Source organism: Streptomyces brevispora (assembly GCF_007829885.1).
Lineage (GTDB): Bacteria > Actinomycetota > Actinomycetes > Streptomycetales > Streptomycetaceae > Streptomyces > Streptomyces brevispora.
The window spans coordinates 5,819,902-5,838,971 of record NZ_VIWW01000001.1 but is presented as its reverse complement, the minus strand read 5'-3'; the positions used below and the strand labels follow the sequence as shown (position 1 = coordinate 5,838,971).

Below are 19,070 nucleotides of genomic sequence, written 5' to 3'. Positions count from 1 at the left end.
CCCGTAGGCTCGACGACAGGTCCGGGAACAGGAGGCGGCACGTGCCGGTGGAAGTCACCTGGTGGGGTCATGCCACCTGCACGATCGAGGACTCCGGGGTGCGGGTGCTGACCGACCCCCTCTTCGTGCGGCGCCTCGCGCATCTGCGCCGCCGCCGCGGCGAGCTGCCCGGCCCGGCGGCCACCGTCGCCGATGTCGTCCTCATCTCGCATCTGCACTCCGACCATCTGCATCTGCCGTCCCTGGCCCGTGTCGCCCCGGGCGGCCGGCTGATCGTGCCGCTGGGGGCGGTCCGGGCGGTCCCGGGGCTGCGGCTGCTGCGCCGGGTGCGCGGGCTGCGGATCACCGAGGTCGCGCCCGGCGACGAGGTGCGGGTCGGCGAGGTGCTGATCCGGGCGGTTCCGGCACTGCACGACGGACGGCGCCTGCCGGTGGGCCCGCACCGCTCCCCCGCGCTGGGTTACGTCGTCGAGGGCGCGTCGCGCACCTACTTCGCCGGGGACACCGGTCTGTTCGACGACATGGCGCGGGCGGTCGGCCCGGTGGACGTGGCGCTGCTGCCGGTCGGCGGCTGGGGGCCCTATCTGGGCCACAGCCATCTCGACGCGGGGCGCGCCGCCGAGGCGCTGGCCCGGCTGTCGCCGAGCTCGGCCGTGCCGGTGCACTACGGCACGTACTGGCCGATCGGGATGGACGGGATCCGGCCGCACGAGTTCCATTCGCCGGGTGACGAGTTCGTCCGCCAGGCGGCGCTCCTGGCGCCGCAGGTGGCGGTGCACCGGCTGGCGCACGGCGAACATGTGCGGCCGGAGGGCTGCGGGTGATATTCGAGGTCGTGAGCCGGCTGCCTCCCGAGTCGACGCAGCAGGCGGTCGGCTATCCGTCCCTGTTCCTGCTGGTGGCGCTGGGTGCCCTGGTGCCGGTGGTGCCGACGGGTGCGCTGGTGAGCTCGGCGGCGGTGGTGGCGTTCCACCAGTCGTCGCCGTTCGCGCTGCTGGTGGTCTTCCTGGTCGCGTCGGCCGCCGCGTTCCTCGGGGACATCTGCCTGTACTGGCTGGGTCAGCGCGGGGTTCGGTCCAGGAGCGGGTCCAAGTGGCTGCGGGTGATCAGTGACCGGGCCGCTCCGGAGCGGCTCGCGCAGGCGCAGCAGAAGCTTGAGGAGCACGGCGCGATGGTGCTGGTGCTGTCCCGGCTGGTGCCGGCCGGGCGGATACCGGTGATGCTGGCGTGTCTGCTGGGCCGGATGCCGATGCGGCGGTTCGCCCGTGGGGATGTGCCGGCGTGTCTGGCCTGGGCCGCCACGTATCAGCTGATCGGCATTCTGGGCGGTTCGCTCTTCCCCGAGCCGTGGCAGGGCGTGGTGGCCGCGGTCGGTCTGACGCTGCTGATCAGCGCGGCGCCCGCGGGTTGGCGCCGGCTGCGGGTGCGGTTCAGCCGCTGACCGGGCGGGGTTCGGGGGCGGTGCCGCGAGCGTCGGGGAGCTGTTCGCGCGTCCGGCGGCCGCATGCGTGGGTGGTCCGGCCGTTGCGGACGTCGCGGACCGCATGCGCCGGTGGTCCGGCCGTTCGAGTGTCCGGGGCCGGACGGGCGGGGTCCGGCCGTTGGGGACGTCAGCGGAGTTCGTCGAGGGCTGCGCGGAAATTGTTCAGGGCTGCCACGACATGGGGCAGTTCGAGGGGCTCCGCCGCGGTGAGGGACTCCATCTGCTGTCGCGGGGTGGACCCGAGCAGCGGCCCGGTGCCCAGTCGCACCCGCAGTGCCCCGAGTTCGTCGCCGAACCGGTGGCCGCCGGGGACCGGTGTGCCGAGCCGTTCCGTCAGGTACTCCTCCAGCTCCAGCGAGTCCGTGACCCCGCGGGCGGCGAGCCGGGACCTGAGCGGGCCGAGGTCCGCGTACAGATGACGGCCGGCCTGCGGGGGCCGGGCCAGCGCGCCCGAGGCGAGGACCGCCCGGTGGGCCGCGGCGGCGACCCTGGCCTGCATGGCGGCGGCCCGGCGGGCCCGCTCCGTGACGGCGTCCGGTTCGCGCAGCGCGTGGGCGGCGGCCGCCGCCACCGGGCCCGCCACGAAGGCGCCGAGTGCGGTGAGGATGTCGAGCGTACGGGCGTGGCGGACGGCCGCCCGGCCGGTGTCCGGGAACCGGGCGACCGCGACCGGCCAGGCGGACGGGGTCAGCGCACCGGACAGGTCGGAGATCACCGTCACATCGTCGGGGCACATCTCGGCCGGGCTCAGCAGCACCGTGTCGTGCGGCCGGTGCAGGGTGTCGCGCCAGGTCTCGTCGCTGACGATGTGCAGCCCCTCGGCGACGGCGGCCTCGCAGGCCTCGCGCACGAGTTCCGGCGGGGCGACGGTCGCGGTGGGGTCGTCGACGACGGAGATCAGCAGCAGCCGGGGCCGGCCGCCCTCGGCACGCACCCTGCGCACGGTCTCCAGCAGCGCGTACGGATCGGGCACGCCGCCGCACTCGGCGGGGGTCGGCACGTGGTAGGCGGGTCTGCCCAGCAGCCGGGCCTGCGGGATCCAGGCGGCGGGACAGGGACGCGGCATCAGCACGTCGCCGCCGTGCGCGGCGATCAGGGCGAGCAGCAACGAGGAGGTGCCCGGCGCGGCGGCGACGTGTTCGGAGCCGCCGTGCAGTCCGCGCCGGTCCCAGTAGGCGCGGGCCGCATCGCGCAGCGCCGCCGAGCCGCCGGCCGGCTCGGGTACGCCGCTGCCTGCGGCCGTCGCCAGCACCTCGGCCAGTTCGGGCAGGACCGGCAGACCGGAGGCGGGCGCGGGCGGTCCGTAGCGCACGGGCCCGCGGTCCTCCCGGACTCCGGGTGTGCCGTACCCAGCCTGCCCGCGCTCCTGACGCCCGGTCCGCTCCCGGCCCATCCGGGCCTCCTTCGCCGCCGCTCGGTCACCCGGCCCGTCGCCCAGGCCGTGTCCGCCCCTTTATACGAGGGAATGGAGCGGGGCGCCTGCGCTACCGCGAAGCCACCACGGGGCCGTACCACGGTCCGGACGGGGGCGCACGGCGGGCCGGGAACCACCCTGCGGTGACGGCCCGGCGGCAGACCCGGTTCGGCCTCGGGCCCGGCGCCTCCCCATATCTCCTTCCCGAACTCCTTCCCGACGCAGTGAGCCGGCGCCGGGCGGGGTCGCCCGGCCCCGCCCGGCGAGACGCTGTCGGCGATCCGTGACCGTCAGCCCGCGACTCACTTACGCCCCCCGTGGTGTCCGAGCCGGCCGGAGAGCGACCCGGCGCCGTCGGCGGCGAGACCGGCCAGCTCCTGTTCGCGCTCCTCGCTCCAGCGGATCATGGGTGCGGAGATGGAGAGCGCGGCGACGACCCGGCCCGTCCGGTCCCGTACCGGCGCGGCCACACAGCTCACATCGGGGTCGGACTCCCGGTGTTCCACCGCGATGCCCCGCTCCCGGACAGCGGCGAGCGCGGCCCGCAGCTCCCCTTCGTCGGTGATGCTGTTCGGGGTCATGCCGGTGAGTTCGAGGCCGCCGAGGCGTGCGTCGAGGTCCCGGTCGGGCAGAGCCGCGAGCAGCATCTTGCCGACGGACGTGCAGTGGGCGGGCAGTCTGCGGCCCGCCGCCGAGACCATCCGGACCGCGTGGGTGGAGTCCGCGTTGGCGATGTAGATGATGTCGGTCTCCTCCAGGATCGCCACATGGACGGTCTCCCCGCACGTCTCGGCGACCTGCTGGGCCACCTGCCGGCCCTCGGCTGCGAGGTCGAGCTGATCGGCGTACCGGCTGCCGAGCTGGTAGGTGCGCACGCCGAGGCGGTAGCGGCCGGGCCGGTCCGGGGTCGTGACCAGGTAGGAGCGGGCGGCCAGCGTGGTGAGCAGCTCATGGACGGTGGTGCGGGGGAGCTGGAGCTTGCGGGTGACCTCGGGCGCGGAGAGCGTACCGTCGCCGTCGAGGAAGAGTTCGAGTACGTCCAGCGCCCTGGTCACCGCCGGGACAAGTCGCCCCATGGCCGTGCACCACCCTCCCGCGTTCGACATTCCGGCCGGTGACCGGCATCACGAACGCAGGCTAAGTGCGGCGCGCTCGTCCGGGCAATGACGCGGTGATGTCCGACACCCTGGTCATGCACGATTTCGAACGACTTCTCCCGGTATGCCACCGAATGGCGGATGGGCGGAGCCACCCGGCGTCCCGGCCACCCCGGCCGAACGGTGCCATCCGGGCGCGCCTGCTGATTCGGCGCGGCCGGGCAGGGTATTCGCTGTCCCATGCCGTCACCGAGCAACCCCTCACACCTGCCGAGCTCCGCCGGGCTGCGGAGCCTGCTGCACCGATGCGATCTCGCCGTCTTCCAGAACCTGGCCCAACGGCACTGGCCCGCCGCCGCACCCGTGCTGCCGCGGCTCAGCCGCAGCGCCAACCACGGGCTGCTGTGGCTCGGTGCCGCGGCGGGCATGGCCGCGTTCGGCGGCAGCGCGCGGGCCCGGCGGGCCGCGCTGCGCGGGATCGCCTCGCTGGCGGTGGCCTCGGCCGCGATCAACACCGTCGGCAAAGGCGCGGTCCGCAGGGAGCGACCGATACTGGACGCCGTGCCGGTGATACGGCGGCTCAAGCGCCAGCCGTTCACCACGTCCTTTCCGTCCGGGCACGCCGCATCGGCTGCCGCCTTCGCCACCGGGGTGGCCCTCGAGTCGAAGGGCTGGGGAGCGGTCGTGGCGCCCGTCGCGCTGTCCGTGGCCGCCTCCCGCATCTACACCGGTGTCCACTATCCGACCGATGTGCTGGCCGGTGCGGCGCTGGGCATAGGGGCGGCGTTCGCGCTGCGCGGCGTCGTGCCCACCCGCGGGCAGTTGCCCGCACCGGGAAGGCCCCCCGCCCACGCGCCCGCGCTGCCCGATGGCCAGGACCTGGTCGTCGTGGTGAACCAGGCGTCCGGGACGGCCACGGCCACGGCCTCGCTGGTCCGGGACGCGCTGCCGAACGCCGAGGTGGTGGAGTGCCGCCCCGAGGAGTTGTCCGACGAGCTGGAGAAGGCCGCGGAACGGGGCCGGGCACTGGGCGTCTGCGGCGGTGACGGCACGGTCAACCAGGCGGCGGCGGTGGCCGCCGTGCACGGTCTGCCGCTGGCCGTGTTCCCCGGCGGGACGCTGAACCACTTCGCGTACGACCTGGGCATCGAGACCGTGGCCGACGCCTGTGCCGCGCTCGCCGCGGGCGATGCGGTCCGGGTGGACCTGGGCCGCTTCCGGCCGGGCCCCGAGGGGCCCGGGGGTGCCCACGGCTACTTCCTGAACGCCTTCAGCCTGGGTGTCTATCCCGAGTTGGTGAGGACGCGCGAGCGCTGGGCGCCCAGGATCGGAGGCTGGCCGGCCGGGGTGCTCGCCGCCTTCGAGGTGCTGCGCGGCGAGCGGCCGCTGGAGGCCGAACTCCAGGGCCGGCGGAGGCCGCTGTGGCTGCTGTTCATCGGCAACGGCCTGTTCCAGCGGGTCGGCCCGGCACCCGGCCGACGGCACAACCTCGCGGACGGCCTGCTGGACGTACGGGTGGTGCACGGCGGACGGACCCCGGCGCTGAGGCTGCTGGCAGCCGCCGTCGCGGGGCCACTGAGCCGCTCCCCGATGCATGCGGCCGTCCGGCGTCACCGGGTGCGGATCTCCGGCCTGAAGCCCGGGACGCCGTATGCGTACGACGGCGAAGTGGCGCACAGTCAGCACGAGTTGATGATCGACAAGCTGCCGGAGGCGCTGACGGTGTACTGCCCGATGCAGGTGTGAGACCGACCCGGACCGGGCGAACAGGGGGCGGCCGACGCCGAGTCGGCCGCCCCTTGGCGCGCACCCGCACCCCAGACCGAGGATGTCCACATCGCAAGATTCCTGTCTCATCATTCGGCATGCGGGCGTACCGTGGCCGTACCGATCAGAGCTTCGCGGCTCATGCTGCGCCGTTCGCAGCACGCAGCACGTCGTTCACCGTTCGCGTTTCGAGAGAGGATGCACGGTCATGCCGAAGGAGACCGCCGTCTACACCCACGGCCACCACGAGTCGGTGCTGCGCTCGCACCGCTGGCGCACCGCCGCCAATTCCGCGGGCTACCTCATCGGTGAACTGCGCCCCGGCATGAGCGTGCTGGACGTCGGCTGCGGCCCCGGCACCATCACCGCCGATCTGGCCGCGCTGGTCGCCCCCGGCCGGGTGACCGCCGTCGACACCACCCAGGAGATCCTGGACCGGGCGGCCGAGGCGGCGGCGGAACGCGGCCTGGACAACCTGGAGTTCGCCACCGCCGATGTGCACGCCCTGGACTTCGCCGACGACAGCTTCGACGTGGTCCACGCCCACCAGGTGCTCCAGCATGTCGGAGACCCGGTGCAGGCGCTGCGCGAGATGCGACGGGTCTGCCGCCCCGGCGGCATCGTCGCGGCCCGCGACAGCGATTACGCGGCGATGACCTGGTTCCCCGAGGTGCCGGTCATGGACGCCTGGCTGGAGCTGTACGGCCGGGTGGCCCGCGCCAACGGCGGCGAACCGGACGCCGGGCGGCGCCTGCTCTCCTGGGCCCGGCGGGCCGGCTTCACCGACATCACGCCGACAGCCGCCGCCTGGTGTTTCGGCACCCCGGAGAGCCGGGACTGGTGGAGCGGCCTGTGGGCGGACCGGACCGTCGGCTCGGTGTACGCGAAGCTGGCGGTCGACGGCGGGCACGCGACGTCCGAGGAGCTGACCGCGATCGCCGAGGCTTGGCGCACCTGGGGCGAGCACGAGGACGGCTGGTTCATGGTCCCGCACGGCGAAGTCCTCTGCCGCGCCTGAGCGCGCCGCCGCCCCGGGCCCGCCGCCCGCGGCCGGTGGCCCGGTCACGGGCCCCGGGGCGGCCCCGTCGGCTGAATCGATCACGCAGCGCTGACCGGCCAACTACCCTGTCCGGCATGGAAATCCTGGGAACCACGCTGCGTATCTGCGTCGACGACCTGGAGGCCGCGGTGGCCTTCTACGAGAACCTCACGGGCAGTTCGGCCCTGCGCTTCGAGCGCGGCGGGGTCTCCGTGGCCGCCATCAGCTGCTTCCTGCTGATGAGCGGCCCCGAGGCCGAGCTGGAGATCCTGCGCAAGGTGACGGCGACGATCGCGGTCAAGGACGTCGACGAGGCCAACGCCTCGCTGACCCGGGTGGGCGCCCGGATCGTCGCGGGCCCCGTCCACACGCCCGTCGGCCGCAATCTGATCGCCCTGCATCCGGACGGCTCGGTCTTCGAGTACGTCGACCGGAACCTTTCGGCCTGACGGCTTGAGCAGCCGTCAGGCACGACCTGTTCGGTGGTGGTTGTCCGCCCGGCAGCTGATCGTCAGGTACGCGGGCGCATCCGGTAGTTGTACGCGTCCGGCAGCGGCTCGTCCGTGAGCTCGGCCCACACCTCGTCCAGGATCTCCGCGCCCTCGCGCAGATCGGCGACCTCGAAGCCCTCGTCGAACAGTGCGCGGGCGGCGGCGCGGTCACCCTCCGCGATCAGCAGCCGGGCCTCCAGCAGACGGAACCGGCCGCGGCGGCGGATCTCCGCGGACAGCCCGTCCCAGACGGTGCGGGCCGGGCCGGACCGGCCCGCCGCCAGCAGCGCCTCGATCGCCTCCCGGCCGAGGGCCGCGGTGGCCGCCGTCCAGGTGTCGCCGTCGTCCAGGCGCTCGGCGCACAGGTTGTCGAACGCCTCCGCGTAGTGGTCGGCCGCCCGCTCCGGCTGGCCGCCCTCCTCGGCGGCGACGGCGAGGCAGCGCAGCAGCGGCCAGCGGGACGGGGCCAGGGCCAGTCCGCGTTCCCAGCTGCGGACCGCCTGGGCGCGGTCACCGGCGTGCCACTGGGCGATGCCCAGGTGGTATTCGGTGAGCGGTTCGGCGGAGGCCGTCTCCAGCATGTCGCGCCAGTGCGTGGAGACCAGGGAGGGTCCGGGCGGTGCCACCCTGCGCGGCTCCGGGAAGGTCCCCTGCTCCAGCAACTCCAGCCAGGACGCCTGTTGTTCGCCGAGCGTGGACTCGGCGAAGGGGGTGCCGGGCAGCTTGTGTCCGGCGCGCCGCACTTCGAGCGCGCCCCAGCCGGACCCGGTGGCGAGGATCTCGCCCGGTTCGGTGTCGGCGCAGCGCCGCCAGGCCTCGTACGCGGCGTCCACATCGGCGCGCGGCAGGGTGGCGGCGAGCCGCTGCTCGGTCTCCGCGCGGGCCGCGGACCAGTCGTCGCCGTGCACGGCGGCGGGGTCCGCCGACAGGGGCCCGTAGGACTCCAGCCAGCTGAACTCGCCGCCGGGCTCGAGCGGCACGTGTTCCAGCTGGGTACGGGCGAGTCCGGCCTGGATCTCGGCGTAGCCGACGGTGCCGGGCTCGGTGAGCCATTCCTGCCAGCGGCGGCCGCCGGGTCCGCTGCCCCAGAGGAAGAGCTTTCGGCCGCGCAGCAGGTCGGTGGAGGTCTGGACGAGCCCGTGGCCGTCCTCGTCGAGGGAGGCGATCCAGCGGCGGGCGCCGTCGGGCACCTCGTAGAAGTAGTCGGCGGGGAAGTCGCTGCGCAGCGGGTACGTCCGGTCGACCGAGCCGCTCTCGGGGACCGGGACCCGGGTCAGCGTCCGTTGGTAGCCGAAGTGCCAGGCCTCATCGGCGGGGGCCAGCACCCGGGTGCGCTCGCCCTCGGGCACGGCGATGTTGGACCACCAGTAGACCGGGGCGGGGTGCTCGTGCGGGTTGCGTATCCGTACGCCGACGTGGAGGAAGTCGGAGTCGTCGGGCAGCCACAGGTCGACCTGGAACGGCAGGTCGCGCAGCCTCTCCCACTCCCAGAGCCGGACCATCTCGCCGCCGTCGGGCGCCGGGACCCGGGCGGCGTGCACCGGGGCGCAGGACAGGGTGGTGTGACCCGTCGCGCCGATGTTCCACTCGATGCCGCCGGAGAACCAGGCACCGTTGAGCGCGAAGTCGGCGGGCTGGAGCACGGGGTTGGTGTAGACGAGATCCCGGCCGGTGGGTTTGTGGAAGAGCGAGTGGACGCGGCCGCCGAATCCGGGCAGCACGGTGGCCCGCAGCCGGTCGTTCTCGATCACGATCACATCGAGGTCGGTGGGGGTGCGCTCGCGTCCGTACCCGTCGAGGACGGCCACGGGCAGGACGGTGGCCAGCGGCTCGTGGCCGATCTGGCGGGCCATGTCACGCGGCAGACCGGCCCGGTCGCGGTCGTCGACGACATGCATCTCGTCGAGTGGCCGCAGCGCGGGCAGCGGATTCTCCGGTCCCGTCGCCGCTGCGGGCAGGGTCAGTACGGCACGTCGTACGGTGGTGGCCAAGGCAACCTCGCTCCCTCGCGCGGGCCGCCGCAGGTCCGGGCGCCCCCCGATGACCATGGAACACGCTGAAGGCCGCCCGGGCCAGGGGCTCAGCCGTCAGTCTTCGGAAAAATGCCCCGCCCACCGGGTAGGTGAGCAGCGCACCGCCGTACCGTCCGGGTCGAGGACGTCGGCGTCCGGGCGCGCACAGAAGCCGCCGGGTCCGTTGCCCCAGGTCGGCGGGGGCGTCGAGCGCGACAATATTCCGTGTGCGCCCCGTCCTCCGGACCGTAGGCTTGCTGCTCAAGCGGTTGCGGGACGCGACAGAGACGGTGGATCACGATGAGCACGCAGCACACCTACCGAGTGATTGTGCGTGGCACCTGGGAGGGGCTGACGGACGTGGCGCGGGAGCGGCTGCTGGCCGAGGTGGAGCAGCACGGTCTGGCGGCCATGCAGTTCAGCGAGGAGGGCTCACTCACCTACGACCGGGTGCTCAAGCACTTCAGCTTCCGGTACGTGGTGGTGTCGGACGCCGAGGACGGCGAGGAGATGGCGGGTGCGATCGCCGAGGACCGGGTGGAGACGGAACTGCGCGCGCGCGGGTACGGACACGGTGAGCTGCGCTCCACGGCGACGGACATGGACACCATGAAGATCAACTACAAGGGGCGGCGGACGTCAGGGACGGTGTGACGGCGGGCCGGCGCCTGTCCGGGACCCCCTTCTCCGTACGATCCTGCTGCGCGACGCCGGAATGAACCTCTCTCTCGCCGGCACGCAATCCCTGTCCATCGTCTTCCTGAGCCGCACGGCCGGCCTCGACGCGCGCAGCATCGGCGTCCTGATCGCGCTCGTCGGCACGGGTGGGGTGCCGGGCGGCGCCGTCGCCTCCCGTCGTGGCTCGAAGGCGGACCACGGGTGAATCGTCCCCGCGAAGTCCCCGGCGCCACGTGGAACACGCGCTTCGCTCGCCGGACAACAAGGACGTGCATCAGCTGTCCGGGGTCGAGTATGGGGATTGCGTAGGGGGGATTTATGCAATGGGGGCATGACACCACTACTACGGACGGACACCACGGCGGTCGTCGTTCAAGGGTTGGTCAAACGCTACGGCGGGCAGTCGGAGGTGACCGCTCTCGACGGAGTGGATCTGGCTGTGCGGCGCGGGACCGTCCTTGGGGTGCTCGGGCCCAATGGGGCCGGCAAAACGACTCTCGTGCGGATCCTTTCGACCCTTGCACGGCAGGACGCGGGCAGTGCGTCGGTGGACGGCTTCGACGTGACGCGCAGTCCACGGGACGTGCGCCGCAGCATCGGGCTCACCGGGCAGTACGCCTCGGTCGACGGGAAGCTCTCGGGACGGGAGAACCTGTATCTGATCGGGCGACTGTTGGACATGCCGCGCAAGGAGGCCCGGCTCCGCAGCGACGCGCTGCTGGAGCGGTTCTCGCTGACCGAGGCGGCCGGCCGGCAGGCGGCCACGTACTCCGGCGGCATGCGGCGGCGGCTCGATCTGGCCGCGAGCGTGATGGGGCGGCCCAGCGTGCTGTTCCTCGACGAGCCGACGACCGGGCTCGATCCCCGTACCCGTAACGAGGTCTGGGCGGAGGTCAGGAGGCTCGCCGACAACGGCACAACGGTGCTGCTGACCACCCAGTACATGGAGGAGGCCGAGCAGCTCGCGGACGAGCTCACCGTCATCGACCGCGGGCGGGTGATCGCGAACGGGCCCGTGGACGACCTGAAGGCGCTCGTCGGAGTGCGGGAGTTGCGCATCAGGCCGGAGCTGGCCGGAGATCTCGGCGCGATGGCGGAGGCCCTCACCGAGGCGGGGTTGCTGAAGAGCGGCCGGCAGGAGATGGAGGGGGCGCTGCGGGTGCCCCTGCTCGGGGGCGAACATCTCACCGCTGTGGTAGGGGTGTTGGGCGCGCGCGGCTTCGCGCTGGCCGGAATCGAAACTCATCTGCCCAGCCTGGACGAGGTGTTCCTGACGCTGACCGGAAAGGGCGAGAGCCCCGACGCGGTGCGGGACGAGAAGGAGGTGGCTCTCGTATGAGCGCGGCGGGGGCAGCTCCCGGGAGCGGCGCGAGCATGTACGTGCGGAGCGGGCTCGGGCACGTGAGCGCACTGACCCGGCGGAATCTGTTGCAGATCAAGGCCGATCCGGACTCGCTGTTCGACATCCTGCTGATGCCGGTGATCTACACCGTGCTGTTCGTGTACGTCTTCGGCGGCGCGGTGGCCGGCAGCCAGGAGGAGTACGTCCAGTACGTGATGCCGGGTCTGATGTCGATGATTGCGGTCAACATCGCCATGACCGCCGGGATCGGGATCAACTCCGACTTCAAGACGGGGGTGATGGACCGGTTCCGTACGCTGCCGATCCACCGGGTGTCCGTCCTGACCGCCAAGGTGGTCGTCGAGTGCGGGCGGATGGCAGCCGCGACCGTGGTGCTGCTGGGCGTGGCGTTCCTGCTCGGGATGCGGGTCCCGGGCGGGGTGCCGGGGTTGCTGGCGGCGGTGGGGCTCACGGGGCTGTTCGGAATGGCACTGCTGTGGGTGTCGGTGCTGCTGGGGCTGGCATTGAAGAGCCCGCAGGCCGTGCAGGGCCTGGGAATGATCGCCGTACTGCCGTTGCAGTTCGGCAGCTCGATCTTCGCGCCGACGTCCACCATGCCCGGCTGGCTGCGCGCGTTCACCGACCTCAATCCCCTGTCGAACCTGGCGGACGCCTGCCGACTGCTGATCAACACCGGCTCCGTGCCGGCCGGGACGGTTCTGACGACGGTCGGCTGGTCCGTCGGCATCATGCTGCTGGCCGTGCCCACGGCGGTCTCCCTCTTCGGCCGTTCCGATCGGTGAGGGCGCGGGTGCACACCACGGACGCGGGAGCCACAGGGGCGGAGTTCACGGGAGGGGTCATCATGGGAGAGGAGACGCCGGTGGGGGCGGCGCAGGAGGTGTATTCGTCGTTGGCCTCCTTCATCGGGGAGGAGGACTTCGTCTGTCTCGGAGCGCGGGCCGCTCTGCGACGCGACGCGATCGAGCACCACCACTACAGCGGGGAACTGGGGTCGGCGGAGGCGGCCGCTGCCCAACTGGACGACTTGTACAGCTTCTTGTCTACTTTTGAGCCGAGCGCACGCAGCTTCACCTCGTTCGTCGCCACGTTCGAGGGACCCGGTCCGCTCCTCACGGAGGAGGCGTTCGAAAGCGCGTTGTGGGAACACCTTCAGACAATGCACGAGCTGGACAGGACACGGTACGGCTGGACCGAGGCCTACGACAGCGATCCCGGGTCCAGGAACTTCGCCTACTCGATCGGATGCCACCCCTTCTTCGTGGTGGGACTGCACCCGGGGGCATCCCGGCCGAGCCGCAGGTTCTCGCAGCCGACGCTGGTCTTCAACTCGCACGAACAGTTCAACGCGCTGGGCGTCAACTTCTTCAAGCTGCGCATGAAAATACGCAAACGGGAGAGGGCTTTCCATGGTGCGGCCAACCCGAGTTTCCTCACGTACAAGGAGGAGGCGCGGCACTACGGCGGACGGATGACGGAGCGGGAGTGGGGGTGTCCGTTCCGGCCAGGAGACGGGCCCGCGCAGACCGTGCAGGCCCCAGCGGCCTCCGGGGACCCGGAGATTTCGGGCGCCACACCATCCGGGCCTGCGGCTTCCTCCTGAGGAGCCGGGCGCCCGAGCAGCGGTATGCGCCGCACGCACGCCACTCTGTCGCCGCGATTTCGTCAGACATCCGACGACGAAATCGCGGCGACAGCCGTACGACAGGGCCCGTCGCTAGCGTCCGGGCTCGGCTTGAAATCGACGCTAGACGCTAACGGGGTACGCCATGGAGTTCCGCATCCTCGGGCCGGTCGAGGCCCGCCACGACGGCACGGTACTGCCACTCGCCGGGGCAAAGATCCACACGGTGCTGACCGCACTGCTGCTCGCCAGGGGGCGAGTGGTCTCGGACAGCAGACTCAGCGAGTTCCTGTGGGGCTGGTCCCCGCCGACGACGATGAACGCGCAGATCTACACGTACATCTCACGGCTGCGCAAGCAGTTCGGCGACGGTATCGACATCGCACGCTGTCAGCCCGGCTACGCACTCGACGCGGGCGCGTCCTGGATCGACAGCGTCGAGTACGACCGGCTGGACCGGCTGGGCCGCGAGGCCCTGGAGGCGCGGCACTTCGAGAAGGCGAGCACGCTGCTGGCGGCGGCGCTGGAACTGTGGCGGGGTACACCGTTCGCCAGCACGACCGAGTTCCTGTGCGAGACGGTGGTCCCGCAGTGGGAGGAGGCCTGGTCGACGACACTGGGCTGCCGCATCGAGGCCGATCTGGCGCTGGGCCGGCACCACGAGCTGATCGCCGAACTGACCCGGCTCGTGGCCGAACACCCCCTCAACGAAAGGCTGCGCGCCCAGCTGATGACCGCCCTGTACCGGGCGTCCCGGCAGGGCGACGCGCTGTCCGTCTACCGGCAGGGCCGCTCGGTGCTGCGCGAGGAACTGGGCATCGACCCCGGGCCGGCACTACGGGAGGTGCATCGGCAAGTTCTCGACGGTAGCTCGGAGTTAGGCCTTCAGCGGTGGCCGCGCACGCAACCTGGACCGGTGTCCGGAGTCACCGTCGGCGCCGCGGCCACCATGCTCCCGCCCGACGTCTCCCACTTCACCGGACATGCGCTGCCGCTGTCCGAGGTGGTGTACGAGCTGCGGGGCGCGGCCCATCTCCGGCACTCGGGGCAGCAGCACCCGGTGGTGATCACCGGGATGCCGGGGTCCGGCAAGTCCGCGCTGGCGGTCCGGGCCGCGCACCTGCTGCGCGGACAGTTCGCCGACGGTCAGCTGTACGCGGACCTGGGCCGGGCGGACGGCTCCCGGCGCGACCCGCACGCCGTCCTGCAGGACTTCCTGCACGTACTGGGGGTGCCCGCGCACGCGGTGCCGGGCTCCGTCGCGGAGCGGGTGCAGCTCTACCGGGGGCTGCTCACCGACCGACGGGTCCTGGTCGTGCTCGACGACGTGGTGGACGCGGCACAGGTCGCCCCGCTGCTGCCGACGGGTGCCCGCTCACGGGCCATCCTGACCAGTCGCACACCGACCGTCCTGGACGGTGCGTTCCGGCTGATCAGGCTGCATCCGTTGAGCACGGGCGAGGCGTTGGCACTGCTGTCCGCGGTGGCGGGACCCGAGCGCGTCGCGTCCGAACCAGCCGCGGCGGACTCGCTGGCGGAGCTGTGCGACCGTTCGCCGCTCGCGCTGCGGATCTGCGCGTCGCGGCTGGCGGAGGAGCCGGGTATGCGGGTTGCGGAGCTGCTGTCCCGGCTGCTGCCGGCCGAACGACGCCTCGACGAACTGCGGCACGGCGGCCTGGACGTACGGGCCGGTCTGCGCTCCAGTTACGCGACGCTGCCGACCGCGTCCCGGCAGACACTGCACCGGCTGACCGTACTGCCCCGGAGCGACTTCTCGGCGGCGGACACGGAGCTGCCGGGCGCCGGTGAGTGGGGGGCGGAGGAGGCCCTGGAGGTGTTGGCGGACGCCCGGCTGATCGATGTGACGGGGGTCGGGGTGGACCACCGGCTGGTGTACCGGCTTCCCTCGCTGGTCCGGCTGTTCGCCCAGGAGCAGGAACAGGGATGGGGGCAGGCACAGGCACAGGATCGCGGGGCAAGGGTGCAGGAGCCGACCCGGGGGGTGTAGCCCGTGCGTTCCGCCGGCCCACCGTGGGCCGGCGGAACGCACGGAACGCCCCGACGGCCCACCGGGCTCCTGCTCCCCCGCCCGTCAGCCCGACTGCGGGACAGTCGTGTGCAGGACGACTCGGCCCGGACCGTATACCGGTCCCGGTCCGTCCCGGACGTTCGCCGGGCGGGCCACCGCCGCACTCCACGGGCCGTCGAGCGGCACATCGTGGACCTGCCACCAGGTGGGCGCACCGCCCCGGTCGCGGAACTCGACCCGCACCGGGCCCGGTTTCTCCGGGTAGACCTCCAGCCGGGTCAGTTCGGCGCCCAGCAGCCCGGTCCCGGCTGCCTTGACGACGGCCTCCTTGCGGGTCCAGCAGCGGAAGTGCCATGACGCACGGACGGGCCCCTCCGGGACGCCGAGTACGTGGGCGCGCTCGCGTTCGGTGAAGACGACGTCGGCGAGCCCCTCCACGGCGACCGGGCGGAGCGCCTCAACGTCGATGCCGACGGCCGTGTCCGCACAGACGGCCAGCATCCCGTACCCCTCGGTGCGGGACAGACTGACGGCCAGGGGATTCGGCAGCGGCGGGTGCAGCAGGACCGGCGGTCCATGCTGCCGGGCCCCGCAGCCCGGGCAAGGGCGGTGGCCCAGACCGACGCCCGTGGCCGGCACGCCCAGCAGTCCACCGATGACCCGTCGGGCGCCCGCCCGGGTGCAGGCGAGCGCGGCGGCGTCCCGGGGATGGTGGCAGCGGTACACGCGGCGGAGCTCGGCCTCGTCGAGGAGCGCGAGGTCCTCGGCGTCGGGGGCGCTGCCGGTGCGCCAGCCCCAGACGTGGACGTCGCCGCTACGCCCCAGGGCGTCGGCCGGCGCCGGGTCGCCTCCGCCCGCGGTCGCGGTCGCGGTCGCTTGGACGGTCGGCGCGAGACCGCCCCCGTCGACGGACACGTACGTACTCGTTCCGGCTCTCGTGCTCACGCACCTGCTCGTACGGCTGTCTCCGCCGGTGGTCATGCCGGCGGTTCCGGCCGGGGTGGTCGTCACTGTGCCCCCTCGGGGATTCGTGTGCTGGTCGGGCTCGCTCCCCCTACGCCGACCCTGCCCCTCACAGCTTTAACGGTGCTATATACCGCCTTCCCCGCACACTGGACGCGCGGCGAACGCGGGTTCGTGGCGGCTGGTTGAAGCAAGCCATGGATCCGGACGTGACGATCGATCACCCCGGTCGCACCGGGCGGCCCTGTCACCGGGCGGCCTTTCTCCGGACGGCCTGTCTCCGGACGGTCCTGGATGCTGCCCGCGACCGGCCGAAGAGCCTCGATTCACCGTGGTGCGGGCGGGAAGTACCGATACCGCAGTGGACCCGCGATCAGCCAGATGACGGTCAGCACGGCGAACTGGGCGACCAGGTTCCACAGTCCGGACGCCTGGGCGCCCGGCGCAGCAAGGGCCGACATCAGAAGGGTGAGCGCGGCGGCCACCGTGCATGCCGCGGCGCAGCGCAGCCACAACCTCCATTCGTTGCGCACCCGTTCGGGCCCGGCCACCGGCGGCTTCGCGGAGGCCGGGGCACCGGTGACACGACGGGCGAACCACGCGTCGGCCCGGCGCACGATCTCGGGGCCGAAGCCGATCGATACGCCGAGGTAGACGGCGGCGAGCCCGTGCGTGGCGCCGGCGGTTCCACCGGAGCGCAGGTCGGCGACGGAGAAGACGACGAGCGCGAGGTCGGCGAGGGGCACGCACACCAGCAGCGTCCCGCCGAGCCGGCGGGCGCGCAGGGCGTACCGGGCGAGCAGCCCCAGTACCAGGAAGGCCCAGAAAGCGATCTCACAGGCGACGATCGCCGCAATCACCGCCTCGTCCCCTTGGGCGAGTTGAGCGAAGGGTGCGGCAGCACTCATGCGGGAACTTCTGTCGCAGGGCGGTGCGCACCAGGCCGGTCGCCGACCGCGTGCGCGCCGCCATCGACGTGGATGATCTCACCGGTGGTCGCCGGGAACCAGTCGGAGAGCAGCGCCACGCAGGCCCGCGCCACCGGGTCGAAGTGTTCGGCGTCCCAGCCCAGCGGCGCCCTGCGCCCCCACTCGGTGGCCTCGTCGAAGCCGTCCGCGGAGCCGATGTTGACGGCCGCGGTGGTACGGAGCGGACCCGCGGCCACCAGGTTGACGCGGACTCCGCTCGCCCCGAGGTAGGAGGCGAGATAGCGGGCACAGGACTCCAGGCCGGCCTTGGCGACACCCATCCAGTCGTACTCCGCCCAGGCGCGCGTGGCTTCGAAGTCGAGGCCGACGACGCTGGCGCGCTCGCCGAACAGGGGCAGGACGGCGCGGGTGAGGGACTGGAGGGAGTACGTCGAGACGTGCACCGCGCGGGCGACGTCCTCCCACTCGGTGGTCATGAAGTTGCCGCCGAGGGCGCCGGCCGGGGCTCCCGCCACCGAGTGGAGGACTCCGTCGACACGGTCGGTGTACTCACCCAACCGGTCGCTGAGGCTGGCAAGTTGGGCCTTGTCGGTAACATCCAGTTCGAGAACGGGCGGCGGCTCCGGGAGTCTGCGCGAGACCCGTTCGACCAGGCTCATCCGGCCGTACCCGGTGAGCAGGACCTTGGCGCCCTGCTCCTGGGCGAGGCGGGCCGTGTGGAAGGCGATGGAGTTCTGGGTGAGGACTCCGGAGACCAACACCGTCTTGCCCTTGAGCAGGTCCATATTATTTACTCTCCGAATCCATAGGGGATCTATCAAAGTTCTGCATTCGGCCAATATTCGCGAAGAAGGCGCCCCAAGAACCCGGGACGCCCTTACAATGCCTACAAGAACTTTAGACCAATAACTTTCGTGCAGGGAAGGGAAGAAATCAATGCTTCTGATTCTTGAGATCGCCGGTGTTCTCATGCTCCTCCAAGGGGGCGCCCCGCTCATTCAGCGGATGAGCGGGAAGGACCCGGAGGAGAGCTTCTTCATCGTGAATTCTTTTCCGGACAACCAGGGGCTGGTGAGTGCGGTGCTCCTCGTCGGCGGAATTCTGCTGCTCGGCGCAGCCGTCCGCATTCGCCGCAGCCGCAAGAGCTGAGCCGGACGGTGTCAGCGGAGCGCCCGTGCTATCAGTTCGGCAAGGGCGCCCAGTACCGGTCGTTCGTTTGCCCGGAGATAGAAATGGCCGCCGTCGAAGACGTGCTCGGTGCAGTGCGTCGTGCTGAATTCCCGCCAGGCGGCGGCCCCTTCCGGGGTGACCTTGACGTCGTCGCGCCCCCTGAGCACGGCGATCGGGGCCCGGACGGGGCCCGGCCGATCCGGCCGGTACCCCTCGACCAGCCGGTAGTCCGCCCTGATCATCGGGAGCAGCAGTTCCCGCAGGTCGGGGTCGTCGAGGGCGGTCGATCCCGCGGTGGAGAAGCCCCGGATCTCGTGCACGATCTCGTCGTCGGTACGGGGGCGGCGGGGCGGCGCACCGTGCGGCCACCGTGGGGCGGCACGCCCCGACACCAGCAGCAGCCGGGGCGAGAGCCCTTCGGCCTCGCACCTGCGGGTGACCTCATAGGCGACGGAGGCACCCATGCTGTGCCCGAAGAGGATCACGTCCTTCTCGAACAGTGGGCGGATCGCCTCGGTGATCGCGTCGGCCAGTTCCGTCATGCAGGAGACCGGCGCCTCTGTGATGCGGTCCTCGCGGCCGGGGTACTGCACCGCGTGGAAGTCGACCTCCGCCGGCAGCAGGTCGACCCAGCTCCGATAGAAGCCGGCAGAGCCGCCGGCGTGCGGCAGGCACAGGAGGTTGACCGCGGCACCGGGGCGCGGACGCCAGTTGCGCGTCCAGCGGACACCCGCTGCCGCCGCCGGGAGCGATCCCGTGTCCGCGCTGCCGACGGCCCCCATCAGGCGTTCGCCCCGTCCATCTCACGGATCAGGCTCGCGGGCCGCAGGTCGGTCCACTCGCGCTCCACGTACTCCAGTGCGTCCTGCCGGGCGCCGGGCCCGAAGGCCTGGTTCCAGCCGGCCGGGACCTCGGCGAAGGCCGGCCACAGCGAGTGCTGGCCCTCTGCGTTGACCAGCACGTAGAAGGCGGCGTCGTTGTCCTCGAAGGGGTTCACCATCGTCTTTTCCT

20 protein-coding genes are annotated in these 19,070 nt (G+C 72.1%); 12 read left to right on the top strand and 8 right to left on the bottom strand.

What is annotated here, in order from left to right; translation table 11 throughout:
- Positions 1-41 precede the first annotated feature (41 nt).
- Together FHX80_RS26875 and FHX80_RS26870 are read left to right on the top strand one after the other, a co-directional pair.
- Positions 42-824 (top strand): MBL fold metallo-hydrolase, encoded by a 783-nt coding sequence (locus tag FHX80_RS26875; protein WP_208764732.1) that lies wholly within the window; start codon positions 42-44, stop codon positions 822-824.
- Between the two features lie 11 nt (positions 825-835).
- On the top strand, positions 836-1,441 hold the full coding sequence (locus FHX80_RS26870) for a DedA family protein (RefSeq protein ID WP_244318455.1): 606 nt from the start codon (positions 836-838) through the stop codon (positions 1,439-1,441).
- A 169-nt stretch (positions 1,442-1,610) separates the two neighbouring features.
- On the opposite strand, the gene FHX80_RS26865 is transcribed toward FHX80_RS26870, so the two are convergent.
- Both FHX80_RS26865 and FHX80_RS26860 read right to left on the bottom strand, forming a co-directional pair.
- Positions 1,611-2,876: an aminotransferase class I/II-fold pyridoxal phosphate-dependent enzyme gene (locus FHX80_RS26865; protein WP_145766551.1), complete on the bottom strand. Its 1,266-nt coding sequence runs from the start codon at positions 2,874-2,876 to the stop codon at positions 1,611-1,613.
- Between the two features lie 323 nt (positions 2,877-3,199).
- Complete coding sequence (locus tag FHX80_RS26860) at positions 3,200-3,973, bottom strand: IclR family transcriptional regulator (protein ID WP_145766550.1); 774 nt, start codon at positions 3,971-3,973, stop codon at positions 3,200-3,202.
- A 261-nt stretch (positions 3,974-4,234) separates the two neighbouring features.
- On the opposite strand from FHX80_RS26860, the gene FHX80_RS26855 reads away from it, so the two are divergent.
- The 3 genes from FHX80_RS26855 to FHX80_RS26845 all read left to right on the top strand — a co-directional run bounded on the left by FHX80_RS26855 (position 4,235) and on the right by FHX80_RS26845 (position 7,249).
- On the top strand, positions 4,235-5,740 hold the full coding sequence (locus FHX80_RS26855; RefSeq protein WP_145766549.1) for a bifunctional phosphatase PAP2/diacylglycerol kinase family protein: 1,506 nt from the start codon (positions 4,235-4,237) through the stop codon (positions 5,738-5,740).
- A 229-nt stretch (positions 5,741-5,969) separates the two neighbouring features.
- Positions 5,970-6,779 (top strand): methyltransferase domain-containing protein, encoded by an 810-nt coding sequence (locus tag FHX80_RS26850; protein ID WP_145766548.1) that lies wholly within the window; start codon positions 5,970-5,972, stop codon positions 6,777-6,779.
- 116 nt (positions 6,780-6,895) lie between these two features.
- Positions 6,896-7,249: a VOC family protein gene (locus tag FHX80_RS26845; protein WP_145766547.1), complete on the top strand. Its 354-nt coding sequence runs from the start codon at positions 6,896-6,898 to the stop codon at positions 7,247-7,249.
- Positions 7,250-7,311: 62 nt separating this feature from the next.
- Here FHX80_RS26845 and FHX80_RS26840 read toward each other — a convergent pair whose 3' ends face one another.
- Positions 7,312-9,282, bottom strand: a complete 1,971-nt coding sequence (locus tag FHX80_RS26840; RefSeq protein WP_145766546.1) for a DUF5107 domain-containing protein — start codon at positions 9,280-9,282, stop codon at positions 7,312-7,314.
- Positions 9,283-9,603: 321 nt separating this feature from the next.
- Between FHX80_RS26840 and FHX80_RS26835 the strand changes: the two genes are divergently transcribed.
- The 6 genes from FHX80_RS26835 to FHX80_RS26815 all read left to right on the top strand — a co-directional run bounded on the left by FHX80_RS26835 (position 9,604) and on the right by FHX80_RS26815 (position 14,976).
- The gene (locus tag FHX80_RS26835) at positions 9,604-9,957 is read left to right on the top strand and encodes a DUF6204 family protein (protein ID WP_145766545.1); all 354 of its coding nucleotides are present in this window, start codon (positions 9,604-9,606) and stop codon (positions 9,955-9,957) included.
- A gap of 61 nt (positions 9,958-10,018) precedes the next feature.
- On the top strand, positions 10,019-10,186 hold the full coding sequence (locus FHX80_RS34845) for a hypothetical protein (RefSeq protein WP_167523647.1): 168 nt from the start codon (positions 10,019-10,021) through the stop codon (positions 10,184-10,186).
- A gap of 126 nt (positions 10,187-10,312) precedes the next feature.
- Positions 10,313-11,320, top strand: coding sequence for an ATP-binding cassette domain-containing protein (locus FHX80_RS26830; protein ID WP_145766544.1), 1,008 nt, complete (start codon positions 10,313-10,315; stop codon positions 11,318-11,320).
- Positions 11,317-12,126 carry an ABC transporter permease gene (locus FHX80_RS26825; RefSeq protein ID WP_145766543.1) on the top strand — a complete coding sequence of 270 codons (810 nt, stop codon included), beginning with the start codon at positions 11,317-11,319 and terminating at the stop codon, positions 12,124-12,126. The genes FHX80_RS26830 and FHX80_RS26825 overlap by 4 nt, the downstream gene beginning before the upstream one ends.
- 62 nt (positions 12,127-12,188) lie before the next feature.
- Positions 12,189-12,947 carry a guanitoxin biosynthesis heme-dependent pre-guanitoxin N-hydroxylase GntA gene (gene gntA / locus FHX80_RS26820; RefSeq protein ID WP_145766542.1) on the top strand — a complete coding sequence of 253 codons (759 nt, stop codon included), beginning with the start codon at positions 12,189-12,191 and terminating at the stop codon, positions 12,945-12,947.
- 166 nt (positions 12,948-13,113) lie between these two features.
- Entirely contained in the window at positions 13,114-14,976 is a 1,863-nt protein-coding gene (locus tag FHX80_RS26815; protein WP_145766541.1) for an AfsR/SARP family transcriptional regulator, read from the top strand.
- 84 nt (positions 14,977-15,060) lie between these two features.
- Here the strand turns inward: FHX80_RS26815 and FHX80_RS26810 are convergent, their stop codons facing one another.
- The 3 genes from FHX80_RS26810 to fabI all read right to left on the bottom strand — a co-directional run bounded on the left by FHX80_RS26810 (position 15,061) and on the right by fabI (position 17,674).
- On the bottom strand, positions 15,061-15,942 hold the full coding sequence (locus tag FHX80_RS26810; protein WP_145766540.1) for a 4'-phosphopantetheinyl transferase family protein: 882 nt from the start codon (positions 15,940-15,942) through the stop codon (positions 15,061-15,063).
- A 344-nt stretch (positions 15,943-16,286) separates the two neighbouring features.
- Positions 16,287-16,868, bottom strand: coding sequence for a hypothetical protein (locus FHX80_RS26805; RefSeq protein ID WP_145766539.1), 582 nt, complete (start codon positions 16,866-16,868; stop codon positions 16,287-16,289).
- Positions 16,865-17,674, bottom strand: coding sequence for an enoyl-ACP reductase FabI (gene fabI / locus FHX80_RS26800; protein WP_145766538.1), 810 nt, complete (start codon positions 17,672-17,674; stop codon positions 16,865-16,867). The genes FHX80_RS26805 and fabI overlap by 4 nt, the downstream gene beginning before the upstream one ends.
- Before the next feature lie 151 nt (positions 17,675-17,825).
- Between fabI and FHX80_RS26795 the strand changes: the two genes are divergently transcribed.
- Positions 17,826-18,038, top strand: a complete 213-nt coding sequence (locus FHX80_RS26795) for a hypothetical protein (RefSeq protein ID WP_145766537.1) — start codon at positions 17,826-17,828, stop codon at positions 18,036-18,038.
- An 11-nt stretch (positions 18,039-18,049) separates the two neighbouring features.
- On the opposite strand, the gene FHX80_RS26790 is transcribed toward FHX80_RS26795, so the two are convergent.
- Both FHX80_RS26790 and FHX80_RS26785 read right to left on the bottom strand, forming a co-directional pair.
- Positions 18,050-18,841 (bottom strand): thioesterase II family protein, encoded by a 792-nt coding sequence (locus FHX80_RS26790; RefSeq protein ID WP_145766536.1) that lies wholly within the window; start codon positions 18,839-18,841, stop codon positions 18,050-18,052.
- The gene (locus tag FHX80_RS26785) at positions 18,841-19,059 is read right to left on the bottom strand and encodes an MbtH family protein (RefSeq protein ID WP_145766535.1); all 219 of its coding nucleotides are present in this window, start codon (positions 19,057-19,059) and stop codon (positions 18,841-18,843) included. Before FHX80_RS26785 ends, FHX80_RS26790 begins: the two co-directional genes overlap by 1 nt.
- Between the last annotated feature and the right edge of the window lie 11 nt (positions 19,060-19,070).